Annotated in this window: 13 protein-coding genes; all 13 read right to left on the bottom strand. The window is 72.3% G+C overall.

Features of this window, described 5'->3' with window-relative positions:
* Positions 1-125 precede the first annotated feature (125 nt).
* The 13 genes from ABZ470_RS00285 to ABZ470_RS00345 all read right to left on the bottom strand — a co-directional run bounded on the left by ABZ470_RS00285 (position 126) and on the right by ABZ470_RS00345 (position 17,314).
* Positions 126-1,766 (bottom strand): YfjP family GTPase, encoded by a 1,641-nt coding sequence (locus tag ABZ470_RS00285; protein ID WP_352010672.1) that lies wholly within the window; start codon positions 1,764-1,766, stop codon positions 126-128.
* Positions 1,763-4,915: a GTPase gene (locus tag ABZ470_RS00290; RefSeq protein ID WP_362908969.1), complete on the bottom strand. Its 3,153-nt coding sequence runs from the start codon at positions 4,913-4,915 to the stop codon at positions 1,763-1,765. Before ABZ470_RS00290 ends, ABZ470_RS00285 begins: the two co-directional genes overlap by 4 nt.
* Positions 4,912-6,144: a uroporphyrinogen-III C-methyltransferase gene (gene cobA, locus ABZ470_RS00295; protein WP_352010670.1), complete on the bottom strand. Its 1,233-nt coding sequence runs from the start codon at positions 6,142-6,144 to the stop codon at positions 4,912-4,914. Before cobA ends, ABZ470_RS00290 begins: the two co-directional genes overlap by 4 nt.
* Positions 6,145-6,301: 157 nt before the next feature.
* The gene (gene cobT, locus ABZ470_RS00300; RefSeq protein ID WP_362773404.1) at positions 6,302-7,369 is read right to left on the bottom strand and encodes a nicotinate-nucleotide--dimethylbenzimidazole phosphoribosyltransferase; all 1,068 of its coding nucleotides are present in this window, start codon (positions 7,367-7,369) and stop codon (positions 6,302-6,304) included.
* A gap of 50 nt (positions 7,370-7,419) precedes the next feature.
* Entirely contained in the window at positions 7,420-8,247 is an 828-nt protein-coding gene (locus ABZ470_RS00305; RefSeq protein ID WP_352010668.1) for a sirohydrochlorin chelatase, read from the bottom strand.
* Positions 8,248-8,372: 125 nt separating this feature from the next.
* Entirely contained in the window at positions 8,373-8,975 is a 603-nt protein-coding gene (locus tag ABZ470_RS00310) for a GNAT family protein (protein ID WP_362908971.1), read from the bottom strand.
* Between the two features lie 69 nt (positions 8,976-9,044).
* The gene (locus ABZ470_RS00315; protein ID WP_352010666.1) at positions 9,045-9,674 is read right to left on the bottom strand and encodes an LUD domain-containing protein; all 630 of its coding nucleotides are present in this window, start codon (positions 9,672-9,674) and stop codon (positions 9,045-9,047) included.
* Positions 9,671-11,056: a lactate utilization protein B gene (locus ABZ470_RS00320; protein ID WP_362909633.1), complete on the bottom strand. Its 1,386-nt coding sequence runs from the start codon at positions 11,054-11,056 to the stop codon at positions 9,671-9,673. The genes ABZ470_RS00315 and ABZ470_RS00320 overlap by 4 nt, the downstream gene beginning before the upstream one ends.
* Before the next feature lie 32 nt (positions 11,057-11,088).
* Positions 11,089-11,820: a (Fe-S)-binding protein gene (locus tag ABZ470_RS00325; protein WP_362908973.1), complete on the bottom strand. Its 732-nt coding sequence runs from the start codon at positions 11,818-11,820 to the stop codon at positions 11,089-11,091.
* Between the two features lie 63 nt (positions 11,821-11,883).
* Positions 11,884-13,353 (bottom strand): sulfatase, encoded by a 1,470-nt coding sequence (locus tag ABZ470_RS00330; RefSeq protein WP_352010664.1) that lies wholly within the window; start codon positions 13,351-13,353, stop codon positions 11,884-11,886.
* A 139-nt stretch (positions 13,354-13,492) separates the two neighbouring features.
* Positions 13,493-14,389, bottom strand: a complete 897-nt coding sequence (locus ABZ470_RS00335; RefSeq protein WP_352010663.1) for an ABC transporter substrate-binding protein — start codon at positions 14,387-14,389, stop codon at positions 13,493-13,495.
* 265 nt (positions 14,390-14,654) lie between these two features.
* The gene (locus ABZ470_RS00340; RefSeq protein WP_362908975.1) at positions 14,655-16,625 is read right to left on the bottom strand and encodes an ABC transporter permease; all 1,971 of its coding nucleotides are present in this window, start codon (positions 16,623-16,625) and stop codon (positions 14,655-14,657) included.
* On the bottom strand, positions 16,622-17,314 hold the full coding sequence (locus ABZ470_RS00345; RefSeq protein ID WP_352010661.1) for an ABC transporter ATP-binding protein: 693 nt from the start codon (positions 17,312-17,314) through the stop codon (positions 16,622-16,624). Before ABZ470_RS00345 ends, ABZ470_RS00340 begins: the two co-directional genes overlap by 4 nt.
* Positions 17,315-17,420: the final 106 nt, after the last annotated feature.

Here is a 17,420-nt window from a genome sequence, read left to right on the forward strand (position 1 = left end):
AAACCCCGAGCTCCTCGTCCGCCACCGATGGGCGGCCTCGTGCCGCGGGTCACCCGGCCCGGCCCGGCAGACCCGCGCTCTGAAGGATGTTCCTTACCGAGGAACGGCACCGCCGACCTGATGGGTCAGCCCCGCACGCCCCGCAGCGCGGAGTAGAACTCGTTGTATCTGGCCAGCTCCCGCTCGACCGGTTCGATCACCGTGGTCGAGGCCACCGCCCCGACCCTGCGTCGCATCTCCCGCTCCAGCCTGTCACGTTCGTTACCCGCCCCGAGCATGACGAAGTTACGGCTGGCCACGGCGGTGAGCAGGCCGAGCCCGAGGACGGAGACGATCATCAGCCCCACCCAGGGCATGGAGGCCGTCTCGCCGAACACCTCAAGGCCCGGCGGAAGCGTGCCCGCCTCGAACACGCCGTAGGCCAGGGCCGTACCCAGCCAGGCGATCCCGGCGAGGAAGAGCAGGACCAGGAAGTACTGCCAGACCAGCAGCAGCCGCCACCAGACGGGGACCCGGTCGAGGCGGGGCGCGATCTCGGACAGCTCCGCGGACAGCAGCCGCGGCAGCTCGGCCGAGTGCGAGCGCGCGGCCTCCCTGACGCCGCTCTGCCAGGCCTCGTGCATCCCCGCGGTGAGCCCGTCGGACAGGGCGCGCACCGCGTTGTCGACCTCGGCGGCCTGCGCGCTGACCGCCCCGGCCGCCTCTCCCCTGATCTCGTCCTTGAGGTCGTTCAGGCGCAGGCTGTTCAGCGGGTCGGGCCTGAGCCTGGCCGCCCAGCGGGTGTACGGCCAGCCGACCCACTCCGCCGAGCGCACGCCGTACACGTTCTCCATGGCCTCGCCGACGGCCGGCACGCCGACCGCGTCGCAGAGGGAGTCGGTGAGGCCGATCCTGCGGGCGTCGTCCACGGAGGAGGCGGGCACGGGGACACCCTCGGCGGGCATGGCCTTCAGCAGGCGGAGCGTGATCCGGTCGAGATCGGCCTCCAGTCGCTGGACCGCGGCCCCGCGCCTGGTCACCGTCTCGGCGAGGACGGCCTTGAGCTCGTCGACCCCCTCCCCCCTGGTCGCGGAGGTGGGGACGATGACGGGGGCGTCGACTCCCTCGCGGCGCAGCAGGTCGTTCAGGTCGGCGACGCACTCGGCCAGTTCCTCGGCGGAGAGCCGGTCGATCTGGTTGAGCACGAAGACCGTCACCGCGTCGTGGCCCGCCAGTTCGGTCACGTAGCGCCTGTGGGTCGAGGCGTCGGCGTACTTCTGCGGGTCGAGCACCCAGACGACGAGGTCGGCGACCTGGATCAGCCGGTCGGCCTCGGTGTCGGTGAGCGCGCGGATGGAGTCGTGGTCGGGGAGGTCGAGCAGGATCAGGCCGTGCAGCCTGCCCTCCCCCTTGTCCAGGGCACTGGCCCTGGCGAATCGGTGACGCCACTGGATCTGCAGCCAGTCCAGCAGCGGTCCCGCGCCGTCCAGGCCCCAGACGCAGGCGTGGGCACGGGCCGTGGTCGGGCGGCGGACGCCGGTCGGGGAGAGCTCCAGGCCCGAGACGGCGTTGAACAGCGTGGACTTGCCGCTTCCCGTTCCTCCGGCGAGCGCGACCACCGTGTGCTCCGAGGACAGCTTGAGCCTGTCACCGGCGCGCAGGAGCAACTGCCCCGAGTCGGTGAGGAGCTTGGGATCGACCCTGCCCGGCCCCAGTTCCACGATCCGGGACAGCGCGGCGAGACGACCGCCGAGCCCCTGACGCGTCTGGGTGGTGCCAACACTCATCGGGCGACCTCAAGGTTGTACGTTGCCTGGTAGAGGCGGGTGGCGATGGACTCGTCGGGAACGCCCGCGCCGTCGAGGACCTGGAAGTAGCGTGAGGTCTCGTCGTCGAACAGCGTGGCGATCCGGGCGCGCAGGTCGCTACGGGCCTTGGCCCCGATGGTCCGCAGTGACTCGGCTCCCAGGAGGGCGTGCACCAGCCGCTGCGGCAGCCCGCCGGTGCCCGCGCCTTCCGCCTCCGCGGAGCCGTACCCGAGCAGGCCGATCACGAAGATCACCGCCAGCGACTCGACGTCGAAGGAGACGAGCTTGGCCACCGCCCGCTTGGTCACCCCCTCGGTGCGGATCAGCTCGATGATGTGGTCCTGCCAGCCGCTCACGGCCTTGCCCGCCCTGCGGGAGAAGTCGTCGGAGACGTCGCCGAGCCCGGCGGTCGCGGCCAGCGACTCCCCGGCTCCCGAACGACTCAGCCAGCGGGTGACCGCCTCCTCCGCGGCCCGCTGCGCCGCCGAGACGACGACGGACTCAAGGCCGGCCCTGAGCGCGGACTTCAGCGCGCTGAGCCGTTCGGGCGCCTGCTGGCTCGCCTTGCCCGCGAACCTGCCGGGCCTGCGCAGGTGCAGGGTCCGCATGAGGTCTCCGGACCCGGCGAAGTCCTGCCAGCGGGCGAGCACCTCACCGCGCAGCAGCGTGCCGTTCCCGGTGGTCTCCTCGATCTCGGCCAGCGCACCGGAGTAGGCGGCCTCCACGTCTCCGCGCAGTTCGTTCCTGAAGGCGACCTGGGCCTCAAGTTGCCTGGCCAGCGCGGGGATGCGGATGCGGAAGCTGTCGAGCGCCCCCGACAGGGTCGTCCTGATGGCCTGGGCCCGGCGCTGGTCGTCGACGGACAGCTCGGTCAGCCACAGCCGCAGGTCGGTGACCTCGTGGTCGGGCAGCATGCCGTCGGTGACCCTGCTCTCGTCGACGACGAACCGCTCGACCTCGCCGAGGCCGTATTCGGTGAGCATCCTGACGAAGTGCTTGGTGACCACCTCGCGGGACTTGACCGGCACCCGGGACAGCACGATGGCCAGCCTGGCACCGCGCTCCTTGGCCAGGCGCAGCAGCCGCCACGCGGGGGCGTCGGCGTAACGGGCGGCGGTGGTCACGAAGATCCACAGGTCGGCCGCGTCGAGCATGCGGTGGGCGATCTCGTGGTGTTCCTCGACGACCGAGTCGATGTCGGGCGTGTCGAGCAGGGCGACGCCCGTGGGGAGGCGTTCGGTCGAGACGAGGACGAGGCCGCCCGGTTCCGCTGTGGCCTCGGGGGCGTCGAGCCGCCGCAGACTGCCGAGCAGGTCGCTGCCCGCGAACCACTCGCGGTCGTCCGGATGGCAGGCGAGGACGGGGGTTCCGGTGGTCGGGCGCCGGACGCCCGTCGCGCTGACCTTGGCGTTGGCCAGGGTGTTGAGCAGCGTGGACTTGCCCGCCCCGGTCGAGCCCGCGATGACGACGAGCGCCGGGGCGGTGCTCATGTGCACCCTGGGGATCACGTAGTCGTCGAGCTGGGCCAGGATCTCGCTCTGGGCCCGCCTGGCCTCCTCCGCGCCGGGGAGTTCCAGGCCGAAGTGCAGGTCGGTGACGGTGTTGCGCAGGGCGGCGAGCGCGTTGGTCAGGGCCTCGGAGACGGCCTCCGGCAACGGAAGTTCCCGGACCCGGTCGTCCCCGTCCTCGTGTCCGCCCTCGGGGAGTTCGTCGGACTCCTCCGGTTCGTCGCCCGGGGCTTCGGTCTCCTCCCCGGCCTCTTCCCCGACCTCCTCCTCGATGACGAGGAGCTTCGCGCGCTCGGCCGCGATCAGCGCGGCCGCCTCGTCGTCCTCGGGATCGTTCTCCTCACCGGTACGGCTCTCGCCGTCGGCGGCCTCCTCGGGGAGGTCCTCGGCGGTGGGGGTCTCCTCGTCCCGGTCATGGCCCTCGGGGGTGTTCTCCGGGGCCTCTTCGGGCGTGTTCTCGGCCGTTTCTCCGGAGGTGGCCTCGGCGCCCTCCTCGGGAGAGTCCTCGGCCGGATCCCCAGAGGTCTCCTCGGAGGTCTCGACGACGGGGGGTTCGATGGTGGAGGTCTCGGTGGCGGACTCGGCCACGGGGACTTCGGTGGCGGACTCGGCCACAGGGACTTCAGTGGCGGACTCGGCCACGGGAACTTCGGTGGCGGGGGGCTCGCTCGCTGATCGGGAGTCCGCCCCGACGGGCGCCGAGGGGTCCGCCGTCGCGGCCGTGGCCTTGGCGACCACCTCGTTCACCGAGGAGATGGCGGCCTCGGCGGCGCGCCGGAAGGCCTCGAAGGCGTCGTCGACCGGCATCGTCGCGCCGCTCTGGGAAACGCCACCCTGGGAGGCACCGCTCCGAGAAGCGCCGTCCTGGGAAGTCCTGCTCTGGGAAGTCCTGCTCTGGGAAGCGCCGTCCTGGAACGCGCCGCCCTGGGAAGCCCTGCTCTGGGAGGCGCCGTCCTGGGCCGTGTCGCTCTGAGGAGCGCCGCTCCTCGCCGCGGGACCCTGGGGGGCCTCACCCGCCGGCCGTGCCGTACCGGGGCCCGGGGCGCCCGTCTGCGGTGCGGCGAGCCCGTCCCGCGCGGGTGAGGTGGTGCCTCTCCTCGCCTGGAAGTTGCCCCGGCCGCGACCGCTTCCCGAGCGGAAGATGGACCCCGCTCCACCGTCTCCACCAGAAGCGGCAGGAGTGGCGGGGGCCTCAGGAGCCGGGAGGACCGGGCGCCTGAGGGGGGCGGTCCGGCCCGAGGAGGGCTGCCCCGGGGAGGGCTGGCTTCTGGGCGTGGGGCTCTTCGGTGGCGCGGGGTTCTTCGGCGCCGGGGTGCCCGTGGCGCCGGAACCCTGAGCGCCCTTGGGTGCCTTGGCGGCGGGCGCGTCGCCCTTCGCCTGGACGGCCTCGACCACCTTGTTCACCGACGAGATGGCGGCCTGCGCCGTACGCCGGAAGTCCTCGAAGGCGTCACCGGGGGCCTGCGGAGGCTCGTCGGGCCTGATGGCCGGGAACGTCATCGTCCGCTCGCCGGGAGACTCCTCGTCTCCGGCGACATCGTCTGAGGAACCCTGGGGAGCCTCGGCGCCGCGGCGGTCACGCTCGCCCTGAGGCGTGGGCCTGTTGGCAGCCGATTTCACGGTATCCGCTCCGCTCGAACCATCTCGACCTCCTGGCCGACCTTCACGACATCGCCAACGATCACGATCGCGGGTGGCCGTATCCCAGCCTCGGCCACACGCTCGGCCACTGTGGCCAGAGTGGCCTGAAGAGCGCGCTGGGTGGGAAGAGTACCGTCCTGTACCACCATTACGGGAGTTTCCGGCGAACGTCCTTCTTGCACGAGCGTCTCGGCGATCGCTCCGATGCGTTCGACCGCCATCATGAGCACCAGGGTCCCCGAGGATCTCGCCAGGTTGGGCCAGTCGACGGTCGAGCGGGCGTCACCCGGCGGGACGTGCACGGAGATCACATGGAACTCCTGGCTGACGCCGCGATGGGTCACCGGCACGTTGGCCGCCGCGGGCACCGCGACCGGGCTGGTGATGCCGGGAACGACGATGACGGGGATGCCCTCGCGGGCGCAGGCGAGCATCTCCTCGCCGCCACGGCCGAAGACGAACGGGTCGCCTCCCTTGAGCCTGACCACGAACCTGCCCTGCTTGGCGTGCTCGACCAGCAGCTCGTTGATCTTCTCCTGGGCCAGGAAACGGCCGTAGGGGATCTTCGCCGCGTCGATCAGCTCGACGTCGGGGGAGAGTTCGTCGAGCAGGGCCCGTGGCGCGAGCCTGTCGGCGACGACCACGTCCGCCTGGGCCAGCAGCTGCCGCCCGCGGACCGTGATCAGGCCGGGGTCCCCCGGTCCGCCGCCGACCAGCGCGACCCCGACCGGCTTCGTCCGGTTGCGCCGGGCGTCGACCGTGCCGTCGCGAAGCGCCTCGACGACGGCGTCCCTGATGCCGGCCGCCCTGCGGGGGTCTCCTCCCGCGGTGATCGCCACGTTGACCTCGGCCACCCGCCCGCTCGCCGGGGTCCAGGCGGCTGAGGCGTCCTTGTCGTCGGCGCGGACGCACCAAACACGCTTGGCCTCGGCCTCCGCGGCGACCGCGGTGTTGACCGCGCGGTCGTCGGTGCAGGCCTGGACCAGCCAGGCCCCGTCCACGTCGCCCACCCGGTACGGCCTGGCCTCCCAGGTCACCTGGCCGGAGGCGATGAGGTCGTCGAGAGCGTGCGTGACGCTCGTCGAGACGATGGTGACCTGGGCACCTGCCTCAAGCAGCGCCGGGACACGTCGCTGGGCGACACGCCCCCCGCCGACGACGAGCACCCGCCGCCCGGAGAGGTGCAAACCGAGCAGGTAGGGCGACATGGTGACAGATCTCCCGTTCGCAATGAATTGTGCAGGAAGTGTTAGGAGGTAAACCTACCGGTTAATGCCTCGTTGTTCGCTGCTCCCCGGGTAACGTTCGGCGTTCTCCAGGTAACGGAGCACCCGGTCCGTCACAGGGTTCCCGGAAGCCCCACGATCAGGCCTCCTTGTCGGTGACCCCGGCGGAGTCGAAGGTGGCCACCTCGTGCATCACCCGGACGGCCGCGCAGACCAGCGGGTGGGCGAGCAGCCCTCCGGTCCCCTCACCGAGCCGGAGCTCCAGCTCGACCAGAGGGCGCAGGCCGAGATGGGCGAGCGCCACGGCGTGACCCGGCTCGGCGGAACGGTGCCCGGCCACACAGTGGTCGACCACGTCCGAGGCGAGCCCGGCCGCGGCCAGCGCCGCCGATCCGGCGATCACACCGTCGAGGATCACCGGCACCCGCAGGGCCGCCCCGCCGAGGAGGAACCCCGCGATCGCGGCGTGTTCGAGGCCGCCGACCGCGGCCAGCGTCTCCAGTGCGGACAGGCTCGAACCGTCCAGGCCGTTCACCCGCAGGGCGCGCCGTACGACCTCGACCTTGCGGGCCAGCGTCTCGTCGTCCACGCCGGTTCCCCTGCCGGTCACCTCCGCCGGGTCACGGCCGGTGAAGGCGCAGATCAGGGCGGCGGAGGCGGTGGTGTTGGCGATGCCCATGTCCCCGGTGACCAGGCAGCGCGCCCCCTGAGCGACGAGGTCACGGGCCACCGTGATCCCGGTCTCCAGCGCCGCGACCGCCTGCTCGACGGTCATCGCCGGGCCGAGGGACATGTCGGCGGTGCCGTGGGCGACCTTGCCGTGCGTCAGGCCGGGGGCCGGGGCGAGTTCGGCCGCGACCCCCACGTCGACCACCGTCACCGAGGCGCCCACCTGGGCCGCGAAGGCGTTGGCCACGGCGCCGCCCGCCAGGAAGTTGCCGACCATCTGGACCGTGACCTCCTGCGGCCACGGGGACACGCCCTGGGCGTGGACGCCGTGGTCTGCGGCGAAGATCGCCAGGGCCGCCGGGGCCGGCAGCGGGGGCGGGTTCACCGCCGCCGCGCCCGCGAGCCGTACGGCCACCTCTTCGAGCACGCCCAGGGCGCCCCTCGGCTTGGTCAGCCTGTCTTGGTGTGCCCTCGCCTCGGCGAGGGCGTCCGGGTCGGCGGGCCGGATCGCGGCCAGGGTCTGCTCAAGGATGGTCATGTCCCCAAGTGTCCCGCCAGAGGTCAAGGAACGGTCATCCGGGGAGCGGTTCACCAGGTGATGCCGCTGAGCGCCTCCTCGTAGCGCTCGACGACCACGTCGGCCAGTCCCTCACAGTCGCCGATGACGTCGGCGCAGCGGACGTCCAGGTCGGGATGGCCCGCGGCGTAGGCCATGGCCTGGGCCCAGATGCGGTCCAGGACGCCCCCGGCGAACAGCAGGTAGGGAACGACGATCACCCGCCGGGCGCCGAGGCGGCGGCAGCGCTCGATGCCGCCGGGCACGCCGGGCGGGGTGAGCGAGGTGAAGGCGGTCTCCACGGTCATGTACTCGTGGGCGTGGGTCTCCCAGAACAGCCGGGAGACGCGGTGCACGTCCGCGTTCGTCGCGGGACTGGTCGAGCCGTCACCGACCAGCACGACGGCGGTCTCGCCGATCTCGATGCGCTCGGGCTCGTCGTCGAGCGGGGCCGCGGCGGCGGGGACGAGACGGAGGCTGGCGACCTCGGCGGCGGCGTCCGCCAGGCGCTCGGCGAGCAGCGCCAGGATCCGGGGGTCCGAGCCGAGGGGCCGTCCGTAGTCGCAGGTGAGCGTGGGGTGGCGCTCCTGCTCCCTGGTCATCGCCGCGAGGGTCTCGGCGTCGGCGCGCAGGTCGCCGGTGAGGCTCAGCGGCAGCGCGACCATGCGGTGGTGGCCGCGGGCGACCAGTGAGGCGACCGAGTCACGCAGTCGCGGCCTGGCCCTGGTGAGGTATCCGCCGGAGACCTCGGCGGCGCTGCGGTCGAGCCTGCAGCGGAGGCGATGGACGAACCTGCCGAACTCGACGGATTCGTTGTCCTCGTGCGAGCCCTGCCCGATGAGCAGCAGCGGCGGCTTCATAGAAACAGGACTCCAATGACCTTGACCTGGGAATACGCGGCAGCGACTGGCGAGGATATCCGATAACGGCTCGACATGGACAGGTAACGAAACCATAAAACGCATCGGATATGACCCCATCTTTCTCACCTCCACCGAACGGTCTCCCCCGTCCCGCCCGACCCGTCTCCGGGGCCGTTCTCCCCTCGGAAGAGGTCGCTTCCGAGCAGGCCGAACACCACGACGTCACGTGGGCCGTCCGGCCGCATCGCGGCGGCGCGCAGCGTCCCCTCCCTGACGAACCCGGCCTTCTCCGCCACCCGCAGGGAGGCGTGGTTGTCGGCGTCGGCGCGCAGCTCGATCCGGCGCAGGGAGGTGTTCTCGAACGTCCAGCGGGCCAGGCCCAGTACGGCCTCCGGGGCGTAGCCGCGTCCCCGGTGCAGGGGGTGCACGCCGTAGCCGATCTCCGTCGTCCCCGCCTCCCACCGGGTCCCGAACAGGCTGATCGCCCCCACGATGAGCCCGTCGGCCTCGATCGCCAGGTGCGCGCCCTGGCCGGAGCGGCGCAGCTCGTGCGCGCCCCTGGCCAGCCAGGCGGCCACGCCCAAGGGACGGCCCGGTGCGCCCGGCGGCAGGAAGGGGGCGCGTGTCTCGATCACGACGCGAATCCGGCGCGCGTCCGAGGGGTCGAAGGGGCGCAGCAGGAGCCGTCGCGTCGTGACGGACAGACCGGGTGCGAAGGCGGTCAATCACCCTCCCAGGCGGGCGGTGGACGCCGCCAAGCCCATCTCACGGGACCGCCTCCGCGCAACCCGCGGTCAGCGGACGATCACCACCTCAAGGGTGCGCGGTCCGTGCACGCCCTCGACGCGGTTCAGCTCGATGTCGCTGGTCGCGGAGGGCCCGCTGATCCAGGTCAGCGGGCGGGAGGGGTCGAGTACGGCCAGCGCCTGCGGCACCCCCGCGACGATCTGCCCGGCCCGCACCACGCACAGGTGGTAGTCGGGCAGCAGGGTCAGCGCCCGCCTGCCCTGACCCGGTCCGGCGTCCAGCACGATCGTCCCGGTCTCGGCGATCGCCACGGCGCAGCCGGTGACCACGCCTCCGGCGGCTTCGAGTTCCTCGGCCGACAGCTCCGGATCGTCCTGGACGGCCCCCTCGGGCACCCATTGCGCGGGCAGTCCACCCGGGACGACCGGCCTCGTCAGACCCTGTACGGCCAGCGCGGAGGCGATCGTCGCGGCCACCTCGTCCTCGCCGGTCACGTGCACGACGGCCCGGTAGTCGGCGACGCGTTCGGCCAGCAGCTCGATCAGCCCGGCCTCGTCATGTGGCCCGGCGGAGGTCAGGTAGTCACGGACGATCTCCCCGGGCTCCCCGGGCTCCCCGGGGCCTCCCGGGGTGACGGCCGCGCGGATTCTGGCCAGGATCAGTTCCCTGTCGTTCACCGGCTTCCTCCGTCGGTGCGCAGCCACCAGTCGCGGAAGGACTCGGCGGGGATCTCGGGCAGGTCTCGGGTGTCGGTCCACGCCGACAGCGGGCCGGGCATCCGCCGGGGGACGAAACGGCGCAGCCGTCCGGCCATGCGCTCGGCGCGTGCCATCCGTTCCGGGCGGTCGAGGACCCAGCCGGCCGCGCGCATGCCGAACCGTTCCGCGCGCGGGTGCGGGGCCCTGCCACGCAGGCTGACCAGGACCTCGGGGATGTCGATCGCGACCGGGCAGACGTCGAAACAGGCGCCGCAGAGCGTCGAGGCGTAGGGCAGCGAGGCGTCCAGGGGTGAGGACATGCCGCGCAGCTGCGGGGTGAGGATCGCCCCGATGGGACCCGGGTAGACGGAGCCGTAGGCGTGCCCGCCCGCGCGTTCGTAGACGGGGCAGACGTTCAGGCAGGCCGAGCAGCGGATGCAGCGCAGCGCCTGCCTGCCGACCTCGTCGGCCAGGACCCGGGTGCGGCCGTTGTCGAGCAGGACCAGGTGGAACTCCTGGCCCTCGGTCGCGCCCGTCCAGGTCGAGGTGTAGGGGTTCATCCGCTCGCCGGTCGAGCTCCTGGGCAGCAGCTGCATGAAGACCTCAAGGTCCCGCCAGGTCGGCAGCAGCTTCTCGATGCCGACCACGCTGATCAGCGTCTCCGGAAGGGTCAGGCACATCCGGCCGTTGCCCTCGGATTCGAGCACGACGAGTGTCCCGGTTTCGGCGATCATGAAATTGGCGCCCGAGATCGCGACCTTGGTGGACAGGAAGCGCTCGCGCAGGTGGCGGCGGGCGGCCTCGGCCAGGGCGCGCGGGTCGTCGGTGAGCTCCTCGGGGGCGGGGCGTCCCCAGGCGGCCATCCTCTCCAGGAAGATCTCGCGGATCTCCGCGCGGCTGCGGTGGATCGCGGGCACCAGGATGTGCGAGGGCAGGTCGTCGCCGAGTTGCACGATCAGTTCGGCCAGGTCGGTCTCGTAGGCGGTGATCCCGGCCTCGGCAAGGGCCTCGTTGAGCCCGATCTCCTGGGTGGCCATCGACTTGACCTTCACCACGTCGCTCTCCCCGGTCTCCTTGACGAGCCGGGTGACGATGCGGTTGGCCTCCCGCGCGTCGGCCGCCCAGTGGACGTGGCCGCCGGCCGCGGTGACCGCCTCCTCAAGCTGGAGGAGGTAGCGCTCCAGGTTCCGCAGCGTGTGGTCCTTGATCTGCTTGCCCGCCTGCCTGAGCCGCGCCCAGTCGGGAAGCTCGTCGACCACGGAGGCCCGCTTCTCGCGGATCGTGTGGGTGGCCTTGCGCAGGTTGAACCTGAGCTGGGAGTTCCCTACGGCCGCCGCCGCGTTCGCCGGGAAGGCCGGCATGCCGAGGAAGGTCACCGGCCCCGTCGCCGGCCTCATCGGGCGGCCTCCGTCGAGGCGAGGATCTCGGCCAGGTGCATGGTCCTGACGCCGGTGCGCTGGCGGCCGAGGGTGCCGCCGATGTGCATCAGGCAGGAGTTGTCCGCGGCGCAGAGCACCTCGGCGCCGGTCGCGGTGACGTTGCGGGCCTTGTCGGCGCACATGGCGGCGGAGACGGCGGGGTTCTTCACCGCGAAGGTGCCGCCGAAGCCGCAGCACTCGTCCGCGGCGGGCAGCGGGACCAGTTCGAGACCCCTGACCTGTTCGAGCAGCCGTACCGGACGGTCGCCCAGGCGCAGGCCGCGCAGCGAGTGGCAGGTCGGGTGGTAGGTCACCCGGTGCGGGAAGTAGGCCCCGACGTCGGTGACCCCGAGGACGTCCACCAGGAACCCCGAGAGCTCGTGGACCTTCGGCACCGTCTCGGCGACCCGTTCGGCGAAGGCCGTGGCGGCGGGGGCGAGTCTCGCGTACTGCTCGCGGATCATCGCCGCGCACGACCCGGAGGGCACGACGACCGCGTCGTGTCCGGCGAAGACGTCGGTGAAGTGCCGCGCCAGACGTCCACCCTCCTCGGGGTATCCGGTGTTGAGGTGCATCTGGCCGCAGCAGGTCTGCCCCATGGGGAAGACGACGTCGCAGCCGAGGCGGCGCAGCAGCGTCACCGTGGCCCGGCCGGTTCCGGGGAACATCGTGTCGTTCACACAGGTGACGAAGAGGGCGACGCGCAAGGCGCGCTCCTTCCGGTAAAGGTCGCGATCAACCGCCATGATGCCCGATCCGCCCACTTTTCGTTACGAATGACCGGGAGTGAGGGAGGGCGGTTCGACGGAGTCGGCCGTACGGCAGGTGGCTCCCGAGCATGAGGCCAGGGCGTCGAGCTGCCGGTTGAAGTCCGTGATCACCGAGGGGGGAACCCGCGCGGCGAGGTTGTAGAGCTGGTAGGGGTCCCTGCCGTCGTCGTAGAGCTGGTACTCGCCGGTCGAGTAGCGCACGAAGGTGTAGCGGGCCGTGCGCATGCCCTGGTAGGCGGGGACCGGGGTCTGGCGGGCCGAGCTGCTGTTCGTCGGCCGGTAGAACTCAAGCAGGACGTTCTGCCGCCACGGGGCCGGGGTCTGGCCGCGCAGCAGCGGCAGCAGCGAGCGGCCCTCGGCGAAGGGCGCCGGTGTCGCGCCTCCGAGCTGGGCGAAGGTCGGGGCGAGGTCGACGTTGGCGGCCATCGCGCCGACGGAGCCGCCCGCCCTGACGCCGGGCCCCCTGACCACCAGCGGCACCCTGATCGACTCGTCGAAGGGGGTCGTCTTGCCCTGGGCCAGCCGGTGCTGCCCCAGGTGGAAGCCGTTGTCCGAGGCGAAGAAGAGGTAGGTGTCGTCCAGCTTCCCGGCGACGCGCAGGGTCTCGACCAGGGAGCCGACGAGGTCGTCCACGCCGAGCATGGCCCTGAGCCTGCGGCGGTAGCGCTCGTCGATGCCCGCGATCGTCCTGTCGCCGAACCGCTCGCGCGAACTCAGCCAGTGCGGTTCGGCGCTGACGTCCTCCTGGTCGAAGGACGGGGTCCGGGGGGCGGTCGCCCCGGCGAAGGCGTCGCGGTGCCTGGCGGCGAAGTTGGACGGGTTGTGCGGCGCGATGGGGGCGAGGTACAGGAAGAACGGCCTCTCCCCCGCCTGCGAGACGAAGGCGTTGGCCTTGCGGGAGAGCACGTCGGGCAGGTAGTCGGCGTCCGCGGAGCCGTACGGCCTGAGCGTGCCGTTCTCGTTGAGCGTGTAGCCGTACTCGTTGTAGAGCTTGCGCACCGGCACGTCCCACTCGTCCCAGCCCGGCGGCACGTAGGTGGGTTCGGCGGCGCCGCCGGGATAGTGGTTGAGGTATTTGCCCATCAGGCCGGTGCGGTAGCCGGCCGCCTTCATCCAGGTGCCGATCGTGGAACGTTCCAGATCGGAGTCGTGGAACTTGGTGAAGCCGCCCTCGGGGGCCGTGTTGGTCAGCACCCCGTGACTGTGCACGTACTGCGAGCGCAGGATCGACGACCGGGAGGGACAGCACCAGGAGTTGGAGACGAAGAAGTGCTCGAAGGAGGTGCCGCCCCGGACGAGCTCGTTCCAGATGTTCGGGAACTTCTGCAGGTCCCCCGCCTCTTGGTCGTCGACGAGGATGAACACGATGTTGGGCTGGGCGACCGTCCGCGCCACCGCGGGACCGAGTCCCGAGGCTCCGAGGCCGGACAACAGGACCAGGCACATGAGCTTGCGGACAGCATTGAGCACACACATCACGCTTCCCAGAAGGCCGAATTCCGACACCTCACCGAAGGGGCACCGGTACGGAACGAGCTCTGCTTCCGGGGGGAGAGACGGCCCGGCCGCGGCGGGCGCGCCACAGCCGGAGATCGGCGGAGACCGGCGGTCAGGCCGCGACGCCCTGGACCCGCCGGGGCTCCCCAAGCCGCGCGGCCACGACCTGGTCGAGGGCGGGCACGACCGCCGCCCGCGCGTCGACGCGGCCGGTCAGGAACCCGGCGTCGTAGAGCACGTCGGCGGCGTCCTGCTGCTCGGCGACGAACGTCCCGCTCACCGGTTCGAGCCGCCAGGGGAGCCGTCTGAGCGCGGTCGTCCAGGAGTCGACGGAGCCGCCGACGGCCTCGACGACCAGTTTGGCGGCCTCGACGGGATGCTCCGCCGCCCACCTGTCCGCCTCGCGCAGCGCCGAGACGACCGCGGCCAGTTCCTGCGGCGCCGACTCGGCCAGGCTCCTGCGGGTGAACAGGACCGAGCGGTCCGCGACGACCCCGGCGGTGCCGGAGAGCCTGGTGAAGTGCCCCGCGCGTTCGGCCTCGACCAGGTCGGCGCCCTCGGCGACCCAGCCGGCCACCACCCCGTCACGCAGCCAGAGCCTGGCCTCCGAGGCGGCGGGCCTGGGCTCGATGTCCTGGTAGGACAGCCCGGCGTCGGCGAGGACCTTGGCCAGGAAGTGGGTCTGCCAGGAGCCGACGCGCAGCGAGACCGGCTGGTCCCGCAGGTCGGTCACGGTCATGACCGGCCCGTTCTTCGCCACCAGCAGGGCGCCGTGGCCGTGGCGCGGCGCGGAGGCGGCCACGTAGGCGACGGGCAGGTGCGCCGCCTGGGCGGCGAGCGGGAGCGTCGAGCCGGTCCCGCCCAGGTCGATGACCCCGTCGGCCAGCAGTTCCCCGGTCCTGCCCGCGTCGGAGTAGCGGTGGATCTCGATGCCTTCGAGCAGGTGGTCGAGGTGGGACAGGAAGAACAGCGAGGGATTGTCGACGTGCACCCCGACACGGATCGCCATCGAATCGCTCCTTGATCTTTTCCCGGAGGGCCCGAACGGTCTTTTCCCGCAGGGCCCCGAACCGGAGCCGGCGAACGAGGCGAGCCGCCGGCTCCGTCCCGCGGGCGACGCCCGTGGCCGTGAGGCGCCGTCCCCGTCTTCGGAGAGATCCCGGCGGGAAGGTCAGCGCCCGCCGCGGCACCTTCACCTGCCGGGGTCTCCGTGGGTCCTACCGTAACGACCCGTCGGCATATTTACAACTTTCCCTACCAGTTGAATAGGGATACTAGTCGGGTCTGGGCGCCGGGTTGGCCGTGACCGAGCGCAGCAGCGGCGCGCTCGCCGCCCCCGCCGCGGCGACCCCCGCGAAGCCGAGCCCGACGCAGACGAGCAGCGTGACCAGGCCGGAGACGTTCATCGTGGACAGCGCGAACGGCAGCGCGCAGAACATGCCGACCGCGATCGCCCCGCCTCCCATGACGGCCAGCGGCAGGAGCGTCTCGGTACGGCGGGCCGCGTCGAGCACCTTCATCGGGGTGCCCGCCAGGTGCAGCAGCGCGTAGGTCTGCCTGCGGTCCAGGATCGAGGAGGCCGCGGTGATGCCCGCGCTGGCGACGGCCACCAGGAACGACACGGCGAGCACGGTGACCGTGCCGGTGCGGATGTCGTCCAGGACGCGGAAGCCGGAGCGGTCGTCGTCGGCCGCGGTGGTCGCGCTGCGGCCCGGCACCAGGCCGTCCAGGGCGGTGCGCGCCCGGTCCACGACGGCGACGTCGGAGGTGCCGAGGGCCGCGACCAGCACCCTGCCCTGCCCTTTACCGCGTCCGCCGCCTGCCTTGACGGTGACCGTGGCCCGCACCCCCGCGGCCGACAGCCGTTCCCTGGCCGTCGCCGAGAGCTCGGCCGCCTTGGCGGGCGGCACGGACAGGCGCAGGTTCTCGGCGTCGGCGTGACCGAGCAGCCCGGCCCCCGGGGTGAGCAGGCCGATGAACCCGGCCACGAACCCGGTCAGCGCGACACCGCTCACGGTCCGCCAGGCGGCTCGGGGGTCGTCGATCATGCGGCGCCCGGCGAGGAGCCCCGCGGGGCGTCTGGCCGAGGCCGCGACGATCCTGCCCAGCAGGCCGACCACCCACGGGCCGACCAGGTTGACCGCCAGGAAGGCCAGGCTCAGGACGACCGTGACCACGCCGACGCTCGCCCCCATCCCGAGGGTGGGCACCACGGCCAGGACGGCCAGCAGCGCCAGGACCCGGACGAAGCGCATCGCGGGTGGCGTCTCCCTCTTGGCGACGCCGAGCGGGCTGACCACGACCCGGCGCAGGCCGACGACGGCGGACAGGCCGACGAGCAGCGGTACCACGGCCAGCACCCCGAGCACGGGGAGCACCCCCGGCCAGGTGTCGGCGACGAACCAGGGGCCTCCGTCGATCGAGATCCTGGTGAGCAGCGGGGTCATCAGGAAGTAGAGCACGGCGCCGAGCACCGCCCCGGCGAACGCTGTGATCATCGCCTCGGCGACGGTCATCGTGACGACCTGCCCGGGAGTGGCCCCGACCAGCCGCAGCGCGGCCAGGCGCTGGTCCCTGCGGGCCACGGTGAGCCTGGCCGCCGCTCCGCCGAAGACCAGCAGCGGCACGACCATCAGCACGCTCGCGATCAGCGCCAGGATCTGGTAGCCGATCGCGTTGTCCGTCCTGGTGCCGGTGAAGCCGGAGATCCTCGTGGGGGCGATGTCGTCGTGCCCGTCGACGGCGGGTCCCGCGGTCATGGCCGGGGAGCCGGGGGCCTGCCCCCGGACGGCGACCAGTTCGTCCGGATGGACCAGGGCCGCGTCGCCGACCCTGCCGCCGCCCTTCCCCGTGAACCGTCCGGCGAGCCGGTCCTCGGGCAGCCGCTTCACCAGCTCGGCCAGCGCCGGGGAGAGCCACACCTCGCCGGGCGCGGGGAAGCGGTCGAGGCCCGGGGGCGCGGGCGCCCCCGGTTCGAGGGCCGCCACGTCGACGACGGTGATCGGCCGGTTCTCCACGTGGTCCAGGTGCACGGCCTGGATCGCGACGGCGTCCCGGGTGGCCTCGACCGGGTTGCGCCACGCCCCCCGGTCCGCCCTGCCCTGGAAGGCGAGGTTGGCGGTCACGGCGAACAGCAGCAGCCCGGTGGACACGGCCACCGCGACCACGGTCAGCGCGGAGCCGAGCAGCCCTCTGCGACCGCCGCCGCGCAGCAATCGCCAGGCGAGTCCGACGACCCCGTTCATCCCCCGACCCCGATCGCCTGGGTGGAACCGGGAATGACCTGCCCGTCGCGGACCTCGACGACGCGGTCGCACCAGCGGGCCACCTGGAGGTCGTGGGTGACGACGACCAGGGAGGCGCCGTTGTGCTTGGTCGCCTCGACCAGCAGGCTCATCGTGTCGTGTCCGGTGCCCTGGTCGAGGGCGCCGGTCGGCTCGTCGGCGAAGATCACCGCGGGTCCGGTGACCAGCGCGCGGGCGATGGCGACCCGCTGGGCCTGGCCTCCCGACAGCTCACCCGGCCTGCGCCCCTCCATGCCGCCCAGGCCGAGCGGGCCGAACCACTCGCGGGCCCGCCGTACGGCGTCGCCCCTGGACACGCCGCCGAGCATCAGCGGCAGCGCGACGTTCTCCTCCGCGGGCAGTTCGGGCAGGAGCTGCCCGAACTGGAAGACGAACCCGAAGCGGGTACGGCGCAGCTCGCTGCGGCGGCGCTCCCCCAGCGCGTCGATGCGCTCGCCGAGCAGCCTGACCTCGCCCGCGTCCGGCTTCATGATCCCGGCGAGGCAGTGCAGCAGGGTCGACTTCCCCGACCCTGAAGGCCCCATGATGGCCAGCGCCTCCCCTCCGGCCAGGGCGAGGCCGACCCCGCCCAGCGCCACGGTCGGGCCGAACCGCTTGACCAGGCCGATTCCCTCAAGAACAACACTCATGGCCAAGACCCTCTCCCGGCGGGGCCGTACGGCGGATCGGCCGACCGGCCCGACAACCGGACTCCCTTATCAGCCGAAAGACCGACATCGGCGTTGGGCTGGCAGA

Source organism: Streptosporangium sp. NPDC020072, assembly GCF_040631445.1.
Lineage (GTDB): Bacteria > Actinomycetota > Actinomycetes > Streptosporangiales > Streptosporangiaceae > Streptosporangium.

Coding starts and splice junctions, on each gene's coding strand:
- ABZ470_RS00305 (WP_352010668.1), bottom strand. CDS start 8,247: ATGAAGCCGCCGCTGCTGCTCATCGGGCAGGGCTCGCACGAGGACAAC.
- ABZ470_RS00285 (WP_352010672.1), bottom strand. CDS start 1,766: ATGAGTGTTGGCACCACCCAGACGCGTCAGGGGCTCGGCGGTCGTCTC.
- ABZ470_RS00340 (WP_362908975.1), bottom strand. CDS start 16,625: ATGAACGGGGTCGTCGGACTCGCCTGGCGATTGCTGCGCGGCGGCGGT.
- ABZ470_RS00320 (WP_362909633.1), bottom strand. CDS start 11,056: ATGCCGGCCTTCCCGGCGAACGCGGCGGCGGCCGTAGGGAACTCCCAG.
- cobA (WP_352010670.1), bottom strand. CDS start 6,144: ATGTCGCCCTACCTGCTCGGTTTGCACCTCTCCGGGCGGCGGGTGCTC.
- cobT (WP_362773404.1), bottom strand. CDS start 7,369: ATGACCATCCTTGAGCAGACCCTGGCCGCGATCCGGCCCGCCGACCCG.
- ABZ470_RS00345 (WP_352010661.1), bottom strand. CDS start 17,314: ATGAGTGTTGTTCTTGAGGGAATCGGCCTGGTCAAGCGGTTCGGCCCG.
- ABZ470_RS00335 (WP_352010663.1), bottom strand. CDS start 14,389: ATGGCGATCCGTGTCGGGGTGCACGTCGACAATCCCTCGCTGTTCTTC.